This is a genomic window from Streptomyces sp. NPDC086787, assembly GCF_044745865.1.
Lineage (GTDB): Bacteria > Actinomycetota > Actinomycetes > Streptomycetales > Streptomycetaceae > Streptomyces.
In genome coordinates this window covers 184,544-200,488 of the sequence record NZ_JBIVBC010000009.1, presented here as the reverse complement: position 1 = coordinate 200,488, position 15,945 = coordinate 184,544, and the positions used below count along the sequence as shown (strand labels likewise).

The window sequence follows — 15,945 nt, the reverse complement described above, 5'->3', positions numbered from 1 at the left end:
GGGCTCGCAACCGTGCTCGTCGGGACCATCAGGCGTTGCAGTGGTGTTTTCTCGTTCGCTGACGCCAAGATCCATAAGTGAGAAGTGAGCAACCGCTTTGCCGATAAGGGTAGTTGGTGCTGGCTGAGGCCATCTAGCGCAAGCTGTGACGTCCATCACCCCTGAAGGGGTGGGGCGTTGCGGGAGCCAACAATCACCCCAGGTCACACGTGTCCGGCATCCAACCGGTGATCACTATGCGCGATGCGGGAACTCTCGTTCGTGACATTGGTCGAGTGGGGTATGCGTGTTCGGGCCTGTCGGCCGGTTGAGTGAACGGCACCGGCGTACGCGTCGGCCGATCCCGTTCATCACCGCACTGAAGAGGGCTCATGTCAGAAGACGTCCGCGAGGACGACGGCCGCAGCCCCGTGGCCGCCCCGCTCCGGCTTCCGCTGGACTTCCAGGCGCACTACCTCATGAACCAGGAAGCCTGGCACGAGTACGCGCTGCACTTCCTGCGCACCAATGACGCCGCGGAGGAAGCGGTCCACCGGGTGTTCCTCGAAATCCTGCGGCACTGTTCTGCTCGGCGAGGCCGACCTTCAGCAGCAGACCTGGGCGATCCTGCGTCGCGTGGTCATCGACGAGCTGCTTCAGGACTTCCGTGAGGAACTCGCCGCGATGGACAGCGGCGTCGGTCTCTACCCGGCGCTCGGCAAGCTCCCGCAGCGCCAGTTCGACGTGATTGTCCTGCGGTACATCTTCGACTACCGGACCGAACGCATCAGTTGGTACCTGGGCGTCACCCCCAGCACGGTCGACTACCACTGCCGCAAGGCACGCGAGCGGCTCGCCCCCGTCTACCGGAACCGGTACGGGATGAAGGAGGACCCCAAGTGAGCATCTGGCACCAGCGGCTGGCCGAAGCCGACATCTCCGCCCGTGAGCCGCGACGCCCCTTCGACGTCGCCGCCGGCCTGCGTCGTCTCGCCCAGGAGGCCGGCTACCTCGCGCCGACCGCGGCCGAGCCGCGTGGCTCGCACGCCCGCCACCAACTCGACCTCATCGCCCACTTGGTCGTCACCCAGGCTGGCGCAGCCGATCACGTCGAGGAGCTGGCCGCGCTGATCGGCGACGACGGCAGCGGCGAGTTCGCCCCGTCCGACTTCGAGGGCTGGACCGACGCGGTCGACATCCACGGAGTACATGTCTTCGCCTGCATGCTCTTCCTGGCCAACCACCCCGAGAGCGCGCTGTTCTGGTGGCAGTTCGCCGCCGGCGCCGCGCATCCGGGTGCCGCCTACTGCCTGCACCTGCACCACCTCAGCATGGGGGAGATGCGCGAGGCGGCCTTCTGGAAGGACCAGATGAGTTCGCTGCGTGACGTGCCCGAGGAGTTCGACGGGTCTTCCGAGGAGTTCACCGAGGAACTCATAGGAGGCCTGGAGTCGTTTGCCTGCTACCGCGTCCGCAACTGCGCCGCCCGGCCCGCACCGGCCCACGGCCTGGAGGAGCGTTTCGAACGCCTCGCTCATCGCCAGGACGACGGCGGACTCGTCTGCCGCCCGGACCGGGAGCTCCCTGACCAGATCCAGGAGCTCGCCGCACAGCGTTGACGGCTCACCCGAGCCCGGCGGAGCCCGGAAGCGGTCACGCCGCACCGGTCCGCCGGGCCCGGCAGGCCTCCACTCGCAGGATCTCCACTCACACGAGGAAGCAGCACCGTGAAGCAGACCAACGGTCACGGCCCCGACGATCCGGAGCCCAGCCACTGGACCCGTGTACGCACATGGACCCGCCGCCGACGCCACGCCCTGTTCTCCAGCGCTCTGCGTGGTGCCGCCTACGGCACCGGCACCGGCATCGTCGGCCTGGTCTTCTGGTGGGTCCAGCGGCAGCTTCTGTGACCCGCCGGGGCACGCGTCCGGGCCGTCATCGAAGGTCAGCGGGTGGCATAGCCGGCGAGGCCCGGTTCGAGCCGGTCGAAGACGTGGGCGGCTTCGGCGGTGAGGGTGGCGGCGATCGCGTCGTTTTCGTGGCCGGCGAGGGTGAGTTCCTGGATGCGGGTGAACAGGAGCCGGTGCGCGGAGGCGAGTTGGGCGGCGGCGGCGCGGGGGGCGATGTCGTCGGGGGCGGCGTCCGTGGCGATGGCCAGGGACTGGGCGAGGGCGTGCTCGCGCTGGTCGTGGAGTTCGCGCAGGCGGGCGGTGAGTGTAGGACTGTCGGCGACCATGCCGGAGAAGGCGGGCCCGGCGAAGCCGGCGAGGGGGTCGCGGGCTTCGAGCGAGGCATCGAAGGTGCGGCGCAGGGCGGTGAGGGCGGATTCACCGTCGCCGCGTTCCCTGACGGCGGTGGCGAGACTGTTGGTGAACGCCTCTTGGTGGTCGAGAGCGAGGTCTTCCTTGCGGGCGAAGTAGTTCGTGACCGTCTTCTTGGCGACGCGAGCGGCAATGGCGATCTCGGCGATGGTCGTCGCTTCGAAGCCCTGCCGCATGAACAGGCGCGTGGCGTGATCGGAGATCAGCTGCCGGGTCTCCTGCTTCTTTGTCTCGCGCAGGCCCGTGGGTTCAACACTCATGCGGAAAACATTACTACCGAGGCAAATTTCTACTTGACGCACCAGCTGGACCGGTCATAAGTTTACTACCGTTGTAAGTTTTGCCGCAGAGGGAGTTCTCATCGATATCACTGCGTCCACCCTGTCCCTGACCGTCGACGATGTCGCTGCCTCCAGCGACTTCTTCACCACGTACTTCGGCTACCGCGAGGTCATGGCCGCGGACGGCTTCGTCTCCCTCGCCCGCGAGGACGCCGCCGTCGATCTCGTGCTGCTGCGGCGCGGCATCGAGGTGCTGCCTCCGGAGCAACGCGACCAGCGCGCCGCCGGCCTGATCGTGGCGTTCACCGTGACCGGTGTCGCCGAGCACGAGGAGCGTCTGCGGCAGGCCGGGGCGCCCATCACGATGCCGCTGCGTGCAGAGCCGTGGGGGGAGCGGCTCTTCCAGGTGACCGATCCCAACGGCGTCGTCGTCCAGCTCGTCGAGTGGGCGGCCCCCACGGGCACCTGATCCGGCAGCTGCTGCTCGGTGGGGCCACCGATCGTCAATTGGCCCGCGACCTGGGCAGGGCTTGCTTGGGAGAGTGCACCACGAGTCCGTACCGGGAGGACACGTCATGCAGGTAGCCATCGTCACCTTCGACGGATTCAACGAGCTCGACAGCTTCATCGCCTCGGCGCTGATCAACCGGTGCCGCAGGGACGGCCTGGCGGCCTTCATCACCACGCCGACACCGGTCGTCACGTCCATGAACGGCGTTGAGGTGACGGGGCAGCGCCCGCTGGAGTTCGTGACCGAGGCCGACGTCGTGCTGATCGGCAGCGGAGTGACGACGCGCGACGTGGTCGCCGACGACCGGCTGATCTCCCGACTGCCGCTCGACCCTTCCCGGCAGCTGATCGGCGCGCAGTGCTCCGGCGCGCTGGTGCTCGCCCGGCTCGGACTGCTCGATGGCATGCCCGCCTGTACGGACATGAAGAGCCGACCCTTCGTCGAAGCCTGTGACGTCACCGTGCTGGACGCCCCGTTCCACGCCGAGGGGAACATCGCAACGGCGGGCGGCTGCCTGGCGTCTCAGTATCTGGCCACCTGGGTGATCACCCGAAAGCTCGGGGAAGCCGCCGCGCGCGACGTCATCGGCTACGTGGCTCCCGTCGGCGAAAACCAGGAGACCGTCGAGCGTGCCATGCGAGCGGTTCACGTGGGTGAGGCCCTGCTGCGCTGACGACCCGCGGATCAGCCCTCTGCGGCCCGAACCGCGCGGCGTGACGGGCGTCATGTGCACCTGGCGCAGGCGGCGGACGCCCCCGACGAGCATGTCGCCGCGCTGCTGGAGCGCGCGGCAGTCGTGATGGCCCAGCGGGGCGACGGGTCCGCCGCGGTGGGCACACTGCTGCGCGCCGCCGATCCGACCCCGGCGGGACCCGAACGGGCATGCAGGCTCGCCCGGGCGGCCTGCACCGGAGCACACCTCACCGGGGGCCTGCGGGACGTATCGTGCCTGCTGGACGACGCGCGCCGCAGTGCACCGGCCCCGGACCACCGGCCGCGGCGGTGGCCGGATCGGCCTACCTGCTCAGCGGACCGGCGACATCGACACCGCACGCGGCCTTCTGTCCGGCGCGATAGCGCTGCGACCCAGCCGTACGCCCCCGACGACGCCCCCTGGCCGGGGCGCTGCACGTCCTGCTGACGGTCTGCTTCTTCGGCGGCCGAACCTGGCTTGTGGGCCCGGTTCGACACCGGCACGGCCAAGTACCCGGCCGAGTCGGGTCTGTTGTCGACGACACGCAGGACCTTCGCCGACCTGGCCCGGGCGAGGCCGGCCGATCTGGCCCGGCTGGACACGGCCATCGCCGGGCTGGCTCACGAGCCCGACCCGCTGTGCATCATCCGGGTGGGGCTGGCCACGGCGCACGTGGACCGTCTGGGCGGATGCGGCAGCGCGTCGTGGCCGGCGGTCGCCGCGGCGAGAACGTCGCGTCGGCCATCGATGCCCGTTGCTTCGCGGCAACCATGTCTGGGCGCTGCGGCGGCTGCACGGCGACACACAGGGCTGGCATGACTCATGAGGTGCCACAGTGGACGTCCGCGAAGTGACGGGTCTCGGTGCCGCTCGTCTGCATCAGCACGCCTGAGGTCGCTGCAGCCCCTGGAGGAGGAGGGCGATCAGGCGCCGGGGGTCGTAGCGGGGGTCGTCGTCGCGTCCGACGCAGAGGTTGCCGATGCCGCGCATCAGCTCGTAGGGCTGCGTGCCCGGCCTGATCTCTCCGCCCTCGACCGCGGCGTCGAGCAGTTGGGTGCAGATGGGCAGCAGGCGGTCGAGGAAGTAGGCGTGCAGCGCGGCGAAGCGGTCGCTGTCGGACTGCAGGGCGTCGGCGAGTCCGTGCTTGGTGACCAGGAAGTCGACGAAGAGGTCGATCCATTGGCGCAGCGCGTCGAGCGCGGAGTCGGCACTGGCCAGCAGGCGGGGGCCTGCCTCGGCGCACGCCTCGATCTGGTGGCGGTAGACGGCGGTGACCAGATCCGCCCGGGTCGGGAAGTGGCGGTAGATCGTGGCCATCCCGACGCCTGCCTGGGCCGCGATCTGGCGGATCGGCGCGTCGACGCCGGAGGTGACGAAGACCTCGGCGGCGGCGGTGAGCACCGTCTGCCGGTTGCGCTGGGCGTCCGCCCGCTTGCTTCGGGACGGTGGCTCCCCTGCGGGGCTCTCGGTGGTCATCGCGTTCTCCTTCGGCACCGCTTGACAAAACGGAGCGTTGCTCCGGATAGTAAGTGGAGCGACGTTCCGTTTCAGCTTAGCCGAAACGGGACGCCCCTGACCGTCCTGCCTGCCCACCGGTCTTGAGACCGGTGGTCAGGCAGGCGCCACCGAAAGGGAACCCAGATCGTGAGCACATCCACCGCCACCAGCGCCGACCCCACGGAGACGCCCGTCCCGGTCCTGTCCTTCGGCCCCGTGGTCCTCTCCGTGCCCGGACGTCCCGTGGACCTCCAGGTGCGCGTTTCCGCCCCTGCCACTGGAACCAACCTCCCCGTCATCCTCCTCTCCCACGGACACGGCCCCTCGAACAACCTCTCCTCGCTGAACGGCTACGCGCCGCTCGCCAACTTCTGGGCGGCACACGGGTTTGTCGTCGTCCAGCCCACCCACCTCACCTCCAGGACGCTGAGCCACCTGGTCGCCGACGCCCCCGGCGCACCCTTCTTCTGGCGCTCCCGAGCCGAGGACATGACACACATCCTCGACCGGCTCGACGTGATCGAGAACGCCGTGCCGCAACTCGCCGGACGGATCGACCACGCGAAGATCGCCCTCGCCGGACACTCGCTCGGCGGCTTCACCGCCGCCCTCCTGCTGGGCGCCGGGCTCGCCGACCCCGACACCGGGAACGTGGTGCACCTCGTCGAGCCCCGGATCAAGGCGGGCGTGCTGCTCGCCGCGCCCGGCAGGGGCGGCGACGCCCTCAACGGGCCCATGGGCCAGGAGTGGCCGATCATCGGGGCCGTCGACTTCTCCACCATGACCGCACCCACGCTGGTCGTAGCGGGCGACAAGGACGACCCTCGACACTTCACGGACATGGGCCCGGACTGGCACGCGGACCCCTACACCCTCGCCCCCGGCCCCAAGACCCTGCTCACCCTGTTCGGCGCGGAGCACGGACTCGGCGGGATCGCCGGATACGACGCCGCCGAGACCACCGACGAGAACCCCGAGCGCGTCGCCGCCCTCGCCGGGCTCACCGCGGCCTTCCTCCACAGCCAGCTCCACCCCGGCTCCTCCGTGTGGCAGACCACGTGCGAGGCACTGACCACCGGTGCCGACCCGGTAGGACGAGTGGACGCCAAGTAGCCCCGCCGCGGAGATGACGGAGTCCGGGCAGCCGGCGGCCACGCTGTGAGTGGGCCGGCGACGACCGTATGATCCCGCCGCCTGCCCAGCGTGCGATGGCCGAGCGGATCGGGGCCCACACGGTCGGAGTGGTCGGCAGCAGCCACTCCGTGTACGTCTCGGAGCCCGCCGCGCCGACCTGATCAAGCAGGCGGCCCGAGGCTGACCACCCGCCGCGCCGCGTTCGAAGAGCACTCGCCGGCCAACTGCCCGCTCATCGCGGCAGGTCGGCGGGTGCCGAACACCCTGCGACGGAGCTCGGTCAGCCGTGGCAGCCGCCGACGCGTCTGCCGGCCATCTCCAAAGTCGAACCACTCGCCCATGCCCTCGCTGTCCTCCTCTTCGGTCGTGGCGCGAGCGTCGGTGTACGACTCCCAGTCCTCCCCAAAGGCGTCCGAGTCACCGGTCAGTCGCTCATACGCCCTGGATGAAACGAAGTTGAAGCCTTCATCGAAGATGACGTCCTGGTCCCCGGTGGCCGCTGCGATACGCACGGCAGGATGCTCGGCGAGTGCGTCAGGGCAGGCAGCTGCCCCGTTCGTACCACTCGTGTCCGCGCGTCACCACACCGCCGTGAAGTCGCAACGACAACCTCCTCCGCACGGGCGCGGACGTCAGAACTCAAGCTGATGCGACGGTGAAAGGGGTCAGTTGCCTTCGGGCTTGACCTCGCTTTCGACGAAGTCGCCGATGGCGGCGAACACCGCTTCCGGCTGCTCGATGTGCGGGAAGTGCCCGGCTTCCGGGATGGCCTGGAAGGTGGCGTGGGGGAAGGCGTCGGCCAGTGCGCGCTGGTAGTCCAGGGGGGCGATGCCGTCCTGTTCGCCCGCGAGCACCAGGACCGGGACGGTGACGCGGTGGAGTCGGCCGCGCAGCTTGGGGTCGTGGCAGAAGGGGTCGCCGGCATAGACGGCGAGGGTGTGCTGGTTGGCGGCGAACGCGGCCTTCTGCTCCTCGCTCAGTGACGCCGGGTTCGGGCGCAGTTCCGGGTTGTGGAAGGCCAGTTCACCGGTCTTGACGGGGCCGACCTCGGCGGGGTTGATGATCTGCGCAGGGGGTTCGGGGGTGATGCCGGTCGAGCCGAGCAGCGTCAGGCGGGAGATCCGGCCGCGGTTGTCGCGCAGCGCCGTTTCGGCGGCGATCCACCCGCCGACCGAGCTGCCGACCACCATCACGCCGCGCAGGTCGAGTTCGTCGAGCAGGTCGAGGTAGGCGACGGACAGGTCGGCGACGGTGTCGGCCCACTGCGGGCGCGGTGTGCCGTCGAAGCCGGGGTGGGTCGGGACGACCACATAGGCGTGCTGCGCCATCGCGGCGGCGAAACCTGACATCGAGTGCGGGCCCGCGCCGCCGTGCAGCATCAGCACGCCGGTGCCGTCGGTGTTATGGCCGTATTCCTGGACTGTGAGGGCCAGGCCGCCGGGAAGGTCGATCGTGCGGGTGCGGCTGACAAGGGGGGTGACAGTCATGGTGAAGACATCCTCGTTCTTGATCCGGTCCGGTGGGGGAGGGGCGCCGTGTTCGGGGTCGGGTGCGGAGCGGGAGCAGGGAGTTGTCCCCGCGGCGCGTTCGTCGTCCGCGGTGATCCGACCCAGCGGGCGACCGCGGGCAGCCTCTCGGTTCAGTCGATGCCGGTGTCGGCAGTGGTGGCGTAGCGGCTCATCACCTCGGCGACGGCTTCCGGAGTCATGCTCCGGCCTTCGCTGATCATGGAGCGCAGGTCCCGGAAGTACTGCACATACAGGTCGGGCGTGAATGTGTTGATCATGACCAGGGGTTCGTCGCCCGGGTTGGCGAATGTGTGCGGGGCGCCGGGAGGGACCATGACCAGCGTTCCGGCGGGCGCGACGTGGACGGTGGTGCCGACCGTGAAGCGGGCGGTGCCCGAGACGACCAGGAAGCCTTCGTCGTGCTGGGCGTGCCGGTGCTGGGGCGGGCCTTCGGTGTGCGGCGGGATGGTGATCTCCGCGATTCCCAGGCGGTGCGAGGTCGTGGAGCCGTCCTCCAGGATCCGAATCCGGGCCGTCCCGAGGTCGATCACCTCGCCGCCCTCGGGCCCGACGACGGAGACATCACTCATGGCCTACTCCTTGATGAGAGTTAACTGTCATGAAGGTAGTTGGCTCGCATCCTTCATGCAAGTCCTCTCTCATTACCAGAGTGGACTTGCTATCGTTGGCGTATGGACAAGGGGAAGAGCGAGCCGACGGGGCATCAGGTCACGCCGGGTCGCACGAATCAGAAGCTGCGCACCCGGACGGCGATTCTGGGGGCGGCCGCCGAATTGATGCGCACCGGCCGTGAGGTCACCATGCCCGAGGTGGCGCAGGCCGCCCTGGTGTCCGAAGCGACGGCCTACCGCTACTTTCCCGACCTGGCCACCCTGCTGCAGGAAGCGATGGCCGGGCAGTGGCCCGCCCCGGCCGAGGCCCTCGCGTCGGTGCGCGGCTCCGGTGACCCCGTCGAACGCATCGCCGCTGCCACCGAGCAGTTGATGCGCACGGTGCTGGCCTACCAGGGCGCCACCCGCGCGATGATCGCGGCCACCATCACCCGCCCGGAGGCCGCCACCGCACGGCCGGCCCTGCGGATCGGCCTCATCGACCACGCACTCGCCCCACTGTCTGACGCCCTTGGTGCCGACTCGGTCGTCCTGGCTCAACTCAAGCAAGACCTCGCCATCGTCATCAGTGCGGAAGCGCTCTTCACGCTGACCGATCTCTGTGGGCTCGACCCCGAGGACGCCATCGCCAGCGCGGTGCACACCGCCACGACGCTCACCCGGGCCGCCGTCCAGCAAGGGTCCTCAACGGTGTGACTCCCCATGCCGCGCAGTCGGGCTGCCGGCCTGCGGCGTGACGCGTTCGCGCCGGTGACGCGAGGGGTGTCGGGGTGGGTCAGGCGGTGCCGAGGGCGGCGCGCAGGGTGGCCACGGCTTGGTTGATCGCGGCCTCGGCCGCATGGGTGTCACGCAGGGCGTTGAGCATCACGAAGTCGTGGATGACGCCCTGGTGGCGGACGGCGGTGACGGGCACTCCGGCGGAACGCAGTTTGTTGGCGTATGCCTCGCCCTCGTCACGCAGGACGTCGGCCTCGGCGGTGATGACCAGTGCCGGGGGCAGGCCGGTGAGTTGTTCGGTGGTGGCGCGCAGCGGTGAGGCGGTGATCAGGGCGCGCTCGGACTCGTCGGTGGTGTACTGGTCCCAGAACCACTGCATGGCGTCGCGGCGCAGGAAGTAGCCCTCCGCGAACTGGTGGTAGGACGGGGTGTCGAAGGCGGCGTCGGTCACCGGGTAGAAGAGCACCTGCTGCCGCAGGTCCAGCCCGCCGCGCTCCTTGGCCATCAGAGTGAGCGCGGCGCTCATGTTGCCGCCGACGGAGTCACCGGCCACCGCGATCCGGGTGGGGTCGAGGCCCTTGGCGGTGCCGTCGGTGACGATCCATCGGGCGACGGCCCAGTTCTGTTCGATGGCGATCGGGTAGCGGTGCTCCGGGGAGAGGTCGTACTCGGGGAAGACGACGGCGGCGCGGGTACCGACGGCAAGCTCGCGGACCAGGCGGTCGTGGGTGTGGGCGTTGCCGAACACCCACCCCGCGCCGTGGATGTAGATGATGACCGGCAGGGTGCCGGTGGCGCCGGCCGGGCGGACGATCCGGGCGCGGACCTCCCCGGTGGGGCCGCCGTGGACGGTCACCCACTCCTCGTCCACTTCCGGCTTGGTGATCTCACCGGACTGCACTTCGTCGACCGCGGCGCGGCCCTCGGTCGGCGGGATCTGGAACAGGTAGGGCGGCTCGGCAGTGGCCTCGGCGAACGCGGCGGCGGCCGGTTCAAGAACCGGGTGAGTGATGTTCTGCGTCATGTCGAGTTCCTCGGAGTGCGTGTGGTGGTTCTTCCTGGGGACAGAAAGTAGCACCCAATTAAATCGTGCACAACTTAATCGCCGTCGATTTGATCGTGAAGTCTTGAACGGTAGGATCGGACATCCAGGGATGATCCGGCAGGTGGACGAAGCGGCGGAACGCTCGCAAGCAGGAAGCAAGGGGTGCGGTCCATGGACAAGCCAGCGGCCGAGAAGGCGGTCGAGCGGCCCGAACACGGTTCCCTGTCGCTGGAGGACCAGCTCTGCTTCGTCCTCTACGCTGCCTCACGTGCGGTCACGGCGCGTTATCGCCCCCTGCTGGACGAGCTGGGACTCACCTATCCCCAGTACCTGGTGATGCTCGCCCTCTGGGAGGAGGACTCCCTCTCCGTTGGTGAGCTCGGGGCCGCCCTCCAGTTGGAGTCCAGCACGCTCTCCCCCCTCCTCAAGCGACTCGAGGCAGGCGGGCTGGTCCTGCGCGAGCGCCGCGCGGACGATGAGCGCTCCGTCGCCATCCGCCTCACCGAGGCGGGCACTCGGCTCCGGGACAGGGCCCGCACCGTCCCGCTCGCCATCGGCGACGCACTGAACCTGACCCCGGAGCAGGACGCCACGGCCAAGCGGTTGCTCCGCCTGATCACGGCGAACGTCACCCGCGGTTGAGCCCCGACCGAACCCGGCCCGGCGGATCGGGCGCGGCCTTCATACGCGGCCGTCACTGTTCTTTCCTGTCCCGGCCGTCGGGTGATGTCGCACGCCTCCGGCATCGGCACCGAGGTCAGCCGCCTCGGCCGTGCCCGGCGACTGGGGCTCGGGACGGGGTTCGGTGAGTTCCGGTTCCAGCCCTTCCCACACTCCGGTGCGGCCGCGGCCGCTGTCCGCCCGCCACGCCTCGAACGCCCAGGTGGTCAGGGCGACGACGGCCAGCCCCAGCAGCCAGCCGCCGAGCACGTCGCTGAACCAGTGCACGCCGAGGGCGATCCGGGTGAAGCCGACGCCGAGCACCGAGACGACCGCGACCGACCAGCAGATCGGCCGTCGGCCTCGCGGGACCAGCGGCAGCAGGACCAGGAGCAGGATGGCGAAGGAGGTCGTGGCGGTCATCGCGTGCCCGGACGGGAACGAGAACCCCGGCGCTCTGGCGACCGGGTCCTCCAGGGAGGGCCTTGCGCGTTCGACCACCACCTTGGTGAACAGGCCGATCAGGCCCCCGGCCACCGCCGTCACCGCCGACCAGGCGGCCAGCCGCCATGCGCGCCGGTACAGCAGCCACAGGGTGACCGCCGCGACGGCCACCCGCAGCGTGACCGGGTCCCAGACCCAGCCGGACAGAAAGCGCAGAGTCGCGGTCCACCCCGGATGGTCCACGGCCGTCTGGTGCAAACTCCGCGCGGCCCCCGAGTCCACGCTGCGCAACGGCTGCCACCGGCCCTCGACGAGGACGAGGAGCAGCGCGAAAGGCACGGCGGCGAGCCCCGCCACCGCGGCCGCGCCGAGCAGGCGCGCGCCGAACCGGCGGTCGGCGGCCCGGCGGCGGCTCTCCCTCAGGCGGCGGGCGGCGGCACGTACCGGCATTCACACTCCCGGGTCGTTGTCGATCGGGCCGGGCCGCAGCGCCCGCGAGGCTTCGAGCTGTGCGGCGAAGGACAGCCCGAGAAACAGGGCGATGGAGGTCAGATAGGCCCACAGCAGCAGGGACATGAAGGCGCTGAGCGGGCCGTAAACGGTGTCGAACGATCCGCTGATGCCCAGGTAGAGGCTCAGCAACCAGGTCAGCAGCGTCCACAGCACGAGGTAGACGACGGCCCCGAAGGCGAGCCATGTGTACCCGGGCTGCTTGCGGCGCGGCGAGCGTCGGAATATGGCGCTCGCCGAGATGAGCGCGAGGAGGATCCCGAAGGGCCAGCGCAGGATGTCCCACGCAGTCCGGGCGCCGTCGCCGAGGTGGTAGACCTCGACCGCCGCAGCGACGAGGTCTCCGCCGGCGACCATGACGACGAAGCCGAGGCCGAGCGGCAGCCCGGCGCTGAGGGACATCACGAGGCCGCGCGAGTACTTCTGGTAGAAGGGCCGGTCCCGCTCGTTGCCATAGATGCGGTTGGCCCCGCGTTCGATCTGGCACATCGCGGTGGTGACGTTCACCAGGGAGAAGACGAGGCCCAACCAGAGGGCCACCTGCGCGCCGTCGCCCGCCTTGCGGCGGCTGCCGTCCAGCGCGTCGTCGACGACGTCGGCGCTGGGGCCTTCGGAGATGCGGTGGATCGTCAACTCGGCGAGTCTGCCGATGTTCTCGGTGTGCAGCGATGAGGACAGGCCGACGAACGCGATGGCCAGCGGGATCACCGCGAGCACGGTCTGCAGGGCGAGAGCGCGGGAGTGGCTGAAGCCGTCGGCGTAGCGGAATCGGACGAACGAGTCGCGCAGCAGGGGCCAGCGACCGTAGCGGCGCAGGGAGACCAGGGCCTCGTCCGCCGACAGTTCGTCGCCCGACATGTCTCGGGTGACGGGAACCTTCGTGGCTGTACCCATCTACTTCTCCTCGGCGGGCAGCATGACAGTCAGTGCGGCGGGCACGACTTCGGCGGTGATCCGCAGGCCGGGGGCCACGGCGTCCCCGTCGAACTCCCGGGACTGCGGGGAGGCGAACACCACGTCGGCCCGCCGGAAGGTGAAGAACTCCACCGGCACCGCGGTTTCGTCGGCGCGGGCGGAGTCGAGCGTTCCGACCCGCGCGGGCCGTGGTGTCCCGCCGCGTCCGCGCAGTACGGCACCGAGGGCGCGGACCCAACCGCCGAAGCCGCGCGGGTCGAGGACCATCAGGTCGAGGACGGCGTCGTCGGGGCGCGCGGCCGGCAGGAGCGTCATGCCGCCCTGGACCGTCCCGATGTTGCCGATGAGCACCATGCGCGCCGTCCGACGCAGGGCGGGCCGGTCGTCGAGGCGAATCGTCACACGGGTTCTGGGAGTGCGGAGGGTGCGCAGTCCGGCGAGCACATAGGCGGGCCAGCCGAGGGCGGACTTGGCGCGCTCACCGGTGTTCTCCATGATCACCGCGTCGAGTCCGGCTCCGGCCATGGCAGTGAAGTGGGTGGGGGCGAGCCCGTCGCCTTCGATACGGCCGAGGTCGATACGGCGAGGGCTGCCGCCCAGTGCGGCGTCGAGCGCCTCGGTGGACGACAGCGGCAGCCCGAGGTTGCGGGCGAGCAGATTGCCGGTCCCGCTGGGCACGATCGCGAGCGGGACACCGGTGTCCGCCAGCACGTCCGCGGCGGCTCGTACGGTGCCGTCGCCGCCGCAGATCACAACCAGTCGCGCGCCGTCGCGCAGGGCGCGGGCCGTCTGCCCGGCGCCGGGATCGTCCGCCGTGGTCTCGATGAACTCCGGAGCGTGGTGGCCGTGGCGGTCGAGTACCTGTCGCAACGCCTCGCGCTCGTCCTCGTCGACGGCCACGGGATTGAGGATCACGACGGTGCGGTCCGTGGCCCGCTCTTCGCGAGGTGTGCGCGCGGCGGAGCCCTCGGGCGGCCCGTCCGCGGCCGGCGACCCGGTCACGGTCTTCTCGGTGAGCAGGGCACGGCCCACGATCAGCAGTGAGAGGCCGCCGTTGACGAGTCCGCCGAGGACGTCGGTGGGGTGATGCATACCGCGGTACAGGCGGGCGAGCGCCACCAGGAGGGGGAGCAGCAGCAGCGGCGCCGCGACGACCTTGCGCCAGGGACCGCGCGTCCGGGACAGGACGAGGACGGCGAGTCCCGCATAGAGCGCGGTGGCGGCGCCGGTGTGGCCCGAGGTGTAACTGGACGTGGGCGGCGAGGCGTCGAGCCGGTGCACCTCGGGTCGATGGCGGTCCACCGCGGTGGTGATGCCGAGGAACACCAGCGCCTGGAGGGAGACCGCGAGGGCCAGAAAAGCCGCCTGCCGCCACATCCGCAGCCGGGGGATCAGCACGAGGCTCAGGCAGACCAACAGGGTCAGAGCGATGATCGTGAGGGTGTTGCCGGCCTCCGATCCCACGTTGGACAGGGCGGTGAGTGGGCCGGTGCGGATCCTTTCGAGGCCCTCGTTGACCTTGTCCTCCACCGTCAACGGCCATACGTGCTGGGCGGGACCGGTGATCAGCAGTCCGACGCCCACCATGAACGCGGCCTGGCAGACCGTCAGGGAGGCGATCCGGGCGGCGGTGCGCCCCAGACCGCGGGGGCGCGCGAGTGAGCCGCCTCCTCGCCGGGCGTCGGCGCGTTCACCGCGTGGTATGGCGACTGATTCCGGCACGGCGGTCGGCATCGGGACTCCCAGGGTCAGCGCCTCGCGGCGGCGTTGTACCGGGGTTCTCCTCCCCGTCGAACGCCGTCTGCCCCGCAGGCGACGGTGCAGACCTGCCAGGTTCCGTACGGCGGATGTGCCGGGGACGTGCCGGGGACGTGCCGGGGGTCAACTGCCCTGCAGTGCGAGCTGGTTGAGGTCGGGGCTGTGCAGGATCCGCTGACCCGCGCCGGCCTGGTTGGCGACAGTGAGCATGGCGAGGCCGATGTTCTCGGTGGTCGTGACGTACCGGGGTGCGAGGCGTCACAGCAGCGGGTGGAGCAGGGACAGCAGCGGGTAGAGCCGGCGGTAGGCCGACGTCCGGGACTGTTCACTGCGAGGCGAGGTGCCTCCGTGCCGCCTCTCTTGGCGTCGTGATCATGTCACCGGTCTGTGACGGCGGTGTCGTGGAACGACGACGCCGGTAACCCCTTGGTCCGCGGCACCTTCATAGATATCGAGCAAGTACCGAGGAGTCGAAATCTCTTCGTCTCCAACCACCGGAAACCAAGGGGTCTTTCATGTCCGGCAACCGTCGCAAGGCATTCCTCGTCTCCGCAGCCCTCGTCGGCGGCGCCATGCTGATGACGGCGTGTCAGGACTCGGACTCCGGTGCCACGAAGGGATCTTCGTCCGCCCCTTCGGCCGGCACGGCCGCCGACTCCTCCGGCTCGTCGACCACGGGCGGCAGTCAGAGCGGCGGGAAGGACACCGCCGGGACGGATTCCGTTGGAACCTCCGGCGGGAACTCCGGCGGACAGGGCACGGGCGGGAAAAGCGCCGGCGGGCAGGGCACGGCCGCCGGGTCCGGCTCCTCCCAGAGCGGCAAGGGCGGCAAGGGCGGCAAGTGCCGTACCGACGACCTGAAGATCACGGCGATCGACAGCACCATCTCCGGCGACCCCAACGGCACCGTCGCCGTCGAGTTCAAGAACATCAGCGGCCGGGACTGTGCGATGTCCGGATACGCGGGCGTCGACCTGAAGACCAACGCGGGACCCCTGTCCGCGAAGCGCACCGGTGAGAAGGCCGGTTCGATGATCCTCAAGAGCGGGAAGTCGGTGGCCTTCGGCATCAACTACCCGATCAACAAGTCGGGTGGCTCCGGTGTCCGTGTCACAGGTCTGCTGGTGACCCCGCCAAACGAGACGAAGACGGTCACCCTCAACTGGCCGGGCGCCGGCACGCTGCCCGCCACGGACGGCACCGGCTCCCCGGTGAAGGTCGGCCCCATCGGAAGCGCCGGCCAGGGCGGCTGACCCACACGCTTGGGAAGAAAGACGAAGGCCTCGGACTCTGGCCTCACCATGCGAGTGGTGGGGCCAGAGGTCGTGGGTGCCGGGAT

The 15,945-nt window shown here is 69.9% G+C and carries 18 protein-coding genes; 9 read left to right on the top strand and 9 right to left on the bottom strand.

The annotated features are described in order from the left end of the window. Positions 1-507: 507 nt before the first annotated feature. The 3 genes from ACIPK3_RS22380 (at position 508) to ACIPK3_RS22370 (ending at position 1,889) form a co-directional block, all read left to right on the top strand. The gene (locus ACIPK3_RS22380) at positions 508-882 is read left to right on the top strand and encodes an RNA polymerase sigma factor (RefSeq protein ID WP_402572149.1); all 375 of its coding nucleotides are present in this window, start codon (positions 508-510) and stop codon (positions 880-882) included. After that, positions 879-1,598, top strand: coding sequence for a hypothetical protein (locus ACIPK3_RS22375; RefSeq protein WP_402572147.1), 720 nt, complete (start codon positions 879-881; stop codon positions 1,596-1,598). Before ACIPK3_RS22380 ends, ACIPK3_RS22375 begins: the two co-directional genes overlap by 4 nt. A gap of 108 nt (positions 1,599-1,706) precedes the next feature. After that, positions 1,707-1,889 carry a hypothetical protein gene (locus ACIPK3_RS22370; protein WP_402572146.1) on the top strand — a complete coding sequence of 61 codons (183 nt, stop codon included), beginning with the start codon at positions 1,707-1,709 and terminating at the stop codon, positions 1,887-1,889. 35 nt (positions 1,890-1,924) lie between these two features. Here the strand turns inward: ACIPK3_RS22370 and ACIPK3_RS22365 are convergent, their stop codons facing one another. Beyond that, complete coding sequence (locus ACIPK3_RS22365; protein ID WP_402572144.1) at positions 1,925-2,560, bottom strand: TetR/AcrR family transcriptional regulator; 636 nt, start codon at positions 2,558-2,560, stop codon at positions 1,925-1,927. A gap of 100 nt (positions 2,561-2,660) precedes the next feature. Between ACIPK3_RS22365 and ACIPK3_RS22360 the strand changes: the two genes are divergently transcribed. Both ACIPK3_RS22360 and ACIPK3_RS22355 read left to right on the top strand, forming a co-directional pair. After that, entirely contained in the window at positions 2,661-3,050 is a 390-nt protein-coding gene (locus ACIPK3_RS22360) for a VOC family protein (protein WP_402572320.1), read from the top strand. 106 nt (positions 3,051-3,156) lie between these two features. Further along, positions 3,157-3,765: a DJ-1/PfpI family protein gene (locus ACIPK3_RS22355; RefSeq protein WP_402572143.1), complete on the top strand. Its 609-nt coding sequence runs from the start codon at positions 3,157-3,159 to the stop codon at positions 3,763-3,765. Between the two features lie 900 nt (positions 3,766-4,665). On the opposite strand, the gene ACIPK3_RS22350 is transcribed toward ACIPK3_RS22355, so the two are convergent. Then, on the bottom strand, positions 4,666-5,262 hold the full coding sequence (locus ACIPK3_RS22350; RefSeq protein ID WP_402572141.1) for a TetR/AcrR family transcriptional regulator: 597 nt from the start codon (positions 5,260-5,262) through the stop codon (positions 4,666-4,668). Positions 5,263-5,430: 168 nt separating this feature from the next. Here ACIPK3_RS22350 and ACIPK3_RS22345 point away from each other — a divergent pair, with 168 nt between their 5' ends. Then, entirely contained in the window at positions 5,431-6,396 is a 966-nt protein-coding gene (locus ACIPK3_RS22345; protein WP_402572139.1) for an alpha/beta hydrolase family protein, read from the top strand. 182 nt (positions 6,397-6,578) lie between these two features. Here the strand turns inward: ACIPK3_RS22345 and ACIPK3_RS22340 are convergent, their stop codons facing one another. From ACIPK3_RS22340 to ACIPK3_RS22330, 3 genes are all read right to left on the bottom strand, one after another. Continuing rightward, the gene (locus ACIPK3_RS22340; RefSeq protein ID WP_402572137.1) at positions 6,579-6,929 is read right to left on the bottom strand and encodes a hypothetical protein; all 351 of its coding nucleotides are present in this window, start codon (positions 6,927-6,929) and stop codon (positions 6,579-6,581) included. 153 nt (positions 6,930-7,082) lie between these two features. Then, positions 7,083-7,904, bottom strand: a complete 822-nt coding sequence (locus ACIPK3_RS22335) for an alpha/beta fold hydrolase (protein ID WP_402572136.1) — start codon at positions 7,902-7,904, stop codon at positions 7,083-7,085. A 152-nt stretch (positions 7,905-8,056) separates the two neighbouring features. Continuing rightward, positions 8,057-8,515: a cupin domain-containing protein gene (locus ACIPK3_RS22330; protein WP_402572134.1), complete on the bottom strand. Its 459-nt coding sequence runs from the start codon at positions 8,513-8,515 to the stop codon at positions 8,057-8,059. A gap of 102 nt (positions 8,516-8,617) precedes the next feature. Here ACIPK3_RS22330 and ACIPK3_RS22325 point away from each other — a divergent pair, with 102 nt between their 5' ends. Continuing rightward, complete coding sequence (locus ACIPK3_RS22325) at positions 8,618-9,253, top strand: TetR/AcrR family transcriptional regulator (RefSeq protein ID WP_402572132.1); 636 nt, start codon at positions 8,618-8,620, stop codon at positions 9,251-9,253. A 79-nt stretch (positions 9,254-9,332) separates the two neighbouring features. Here ACIPK3_RS22325 and ACIPK3_RS22320 read toward each other — a convergent pair whose 3' ends face one another. Next, on the bottom strand, positions 9,333-10,298 hold the full coding sequence (locus ACIPK3_RS22320; RefSeq protein WP_402572130.1) for an alpha/beta hydrolase: 966 nt from the start codon (positions 10,296-10,298) through the stop codon (positions 9,333-9,335). Positions 10,299-10,490: 192 nt separating this feature from the next. Here ACIPK3_RS22320 and ACIPK3_RS22315 point away from each other — a divergent pair, with 192 nt between their 5' ends. Continuing rightward, positions 10,491-10,961, top strand: a complete 471-nt coding sequence (locus tag ACIPK3_RS22315; RefSeq protein ID WP_402572128.1) for a MarR family winged helix-turn-helix transcriptional regulator — start codon at positions 10,491-10,493, stop codon at positions 10,959-10,961. Positions 10,962-11,000: 39 nt separating this feature from the next. On the opposite strand, the gene ACIPK3_RS22310 is transcribed toward ACIPK3_RS22315, so the two are convergent. Genes ACIPK3_RS22310 through ACIPK3_RS22300 form a run of 3 tightly spaced genes read right to left on the bottom strand, consistent with a single transcriptional unit; the run spans position 11,001 to position 14,582 of the window. Beyond that, positions 11,001-11,873, bottom strand: coding sequence for a phosphatase PAP2 family protein (locus ACIPK3_RS22310; protein WP_402572126.1), 873 nt, complete (start codon positions 11,871-11,873; stop codon positions 11,001-11,003). Further along, complete coding sequence (locus ACIPK3_RS22305) at positions 11,874-12,827, bottom strand: YihY/virulence factor BrkB family protein (protein ID WP_402572125.1); 954 nt, start codon at positions 12,825-12,827, stop codon at positions 11,874-11,876. It lies immediately after the preceding gene. Next, on the bottom strand, positions 12,828-14,582 hold the full coding sequence (locus ACIPK3_RS22300) for a diacylglycerol kinase family protein (RefSeq protein ID WP_402572123.1): 1,755 nt from the start codon (positions 14,580-14,582) through the stop codon (positions 12,828-12,830). Between the two features lie 539 nt (positions 14,583-15,121). Between ACIPK3_RS22300 and ACIPK3_RS22295 the strand changes: the two genes are divergently transcribed. Then, positions 15,122-15,859: a DUF4232 domain-containing protein gene (locus ACIPK3_RS22295; protein ID WP_402572121.1), complete on the top strand. Its 738-nt coding sequence runs from the start codon at positions 15,122-15,124 to the stop codon at positions 15,857-15,859. The last annotated feature ends 86 nt before the right edge of the window (positions 15,860-15,945 follow it).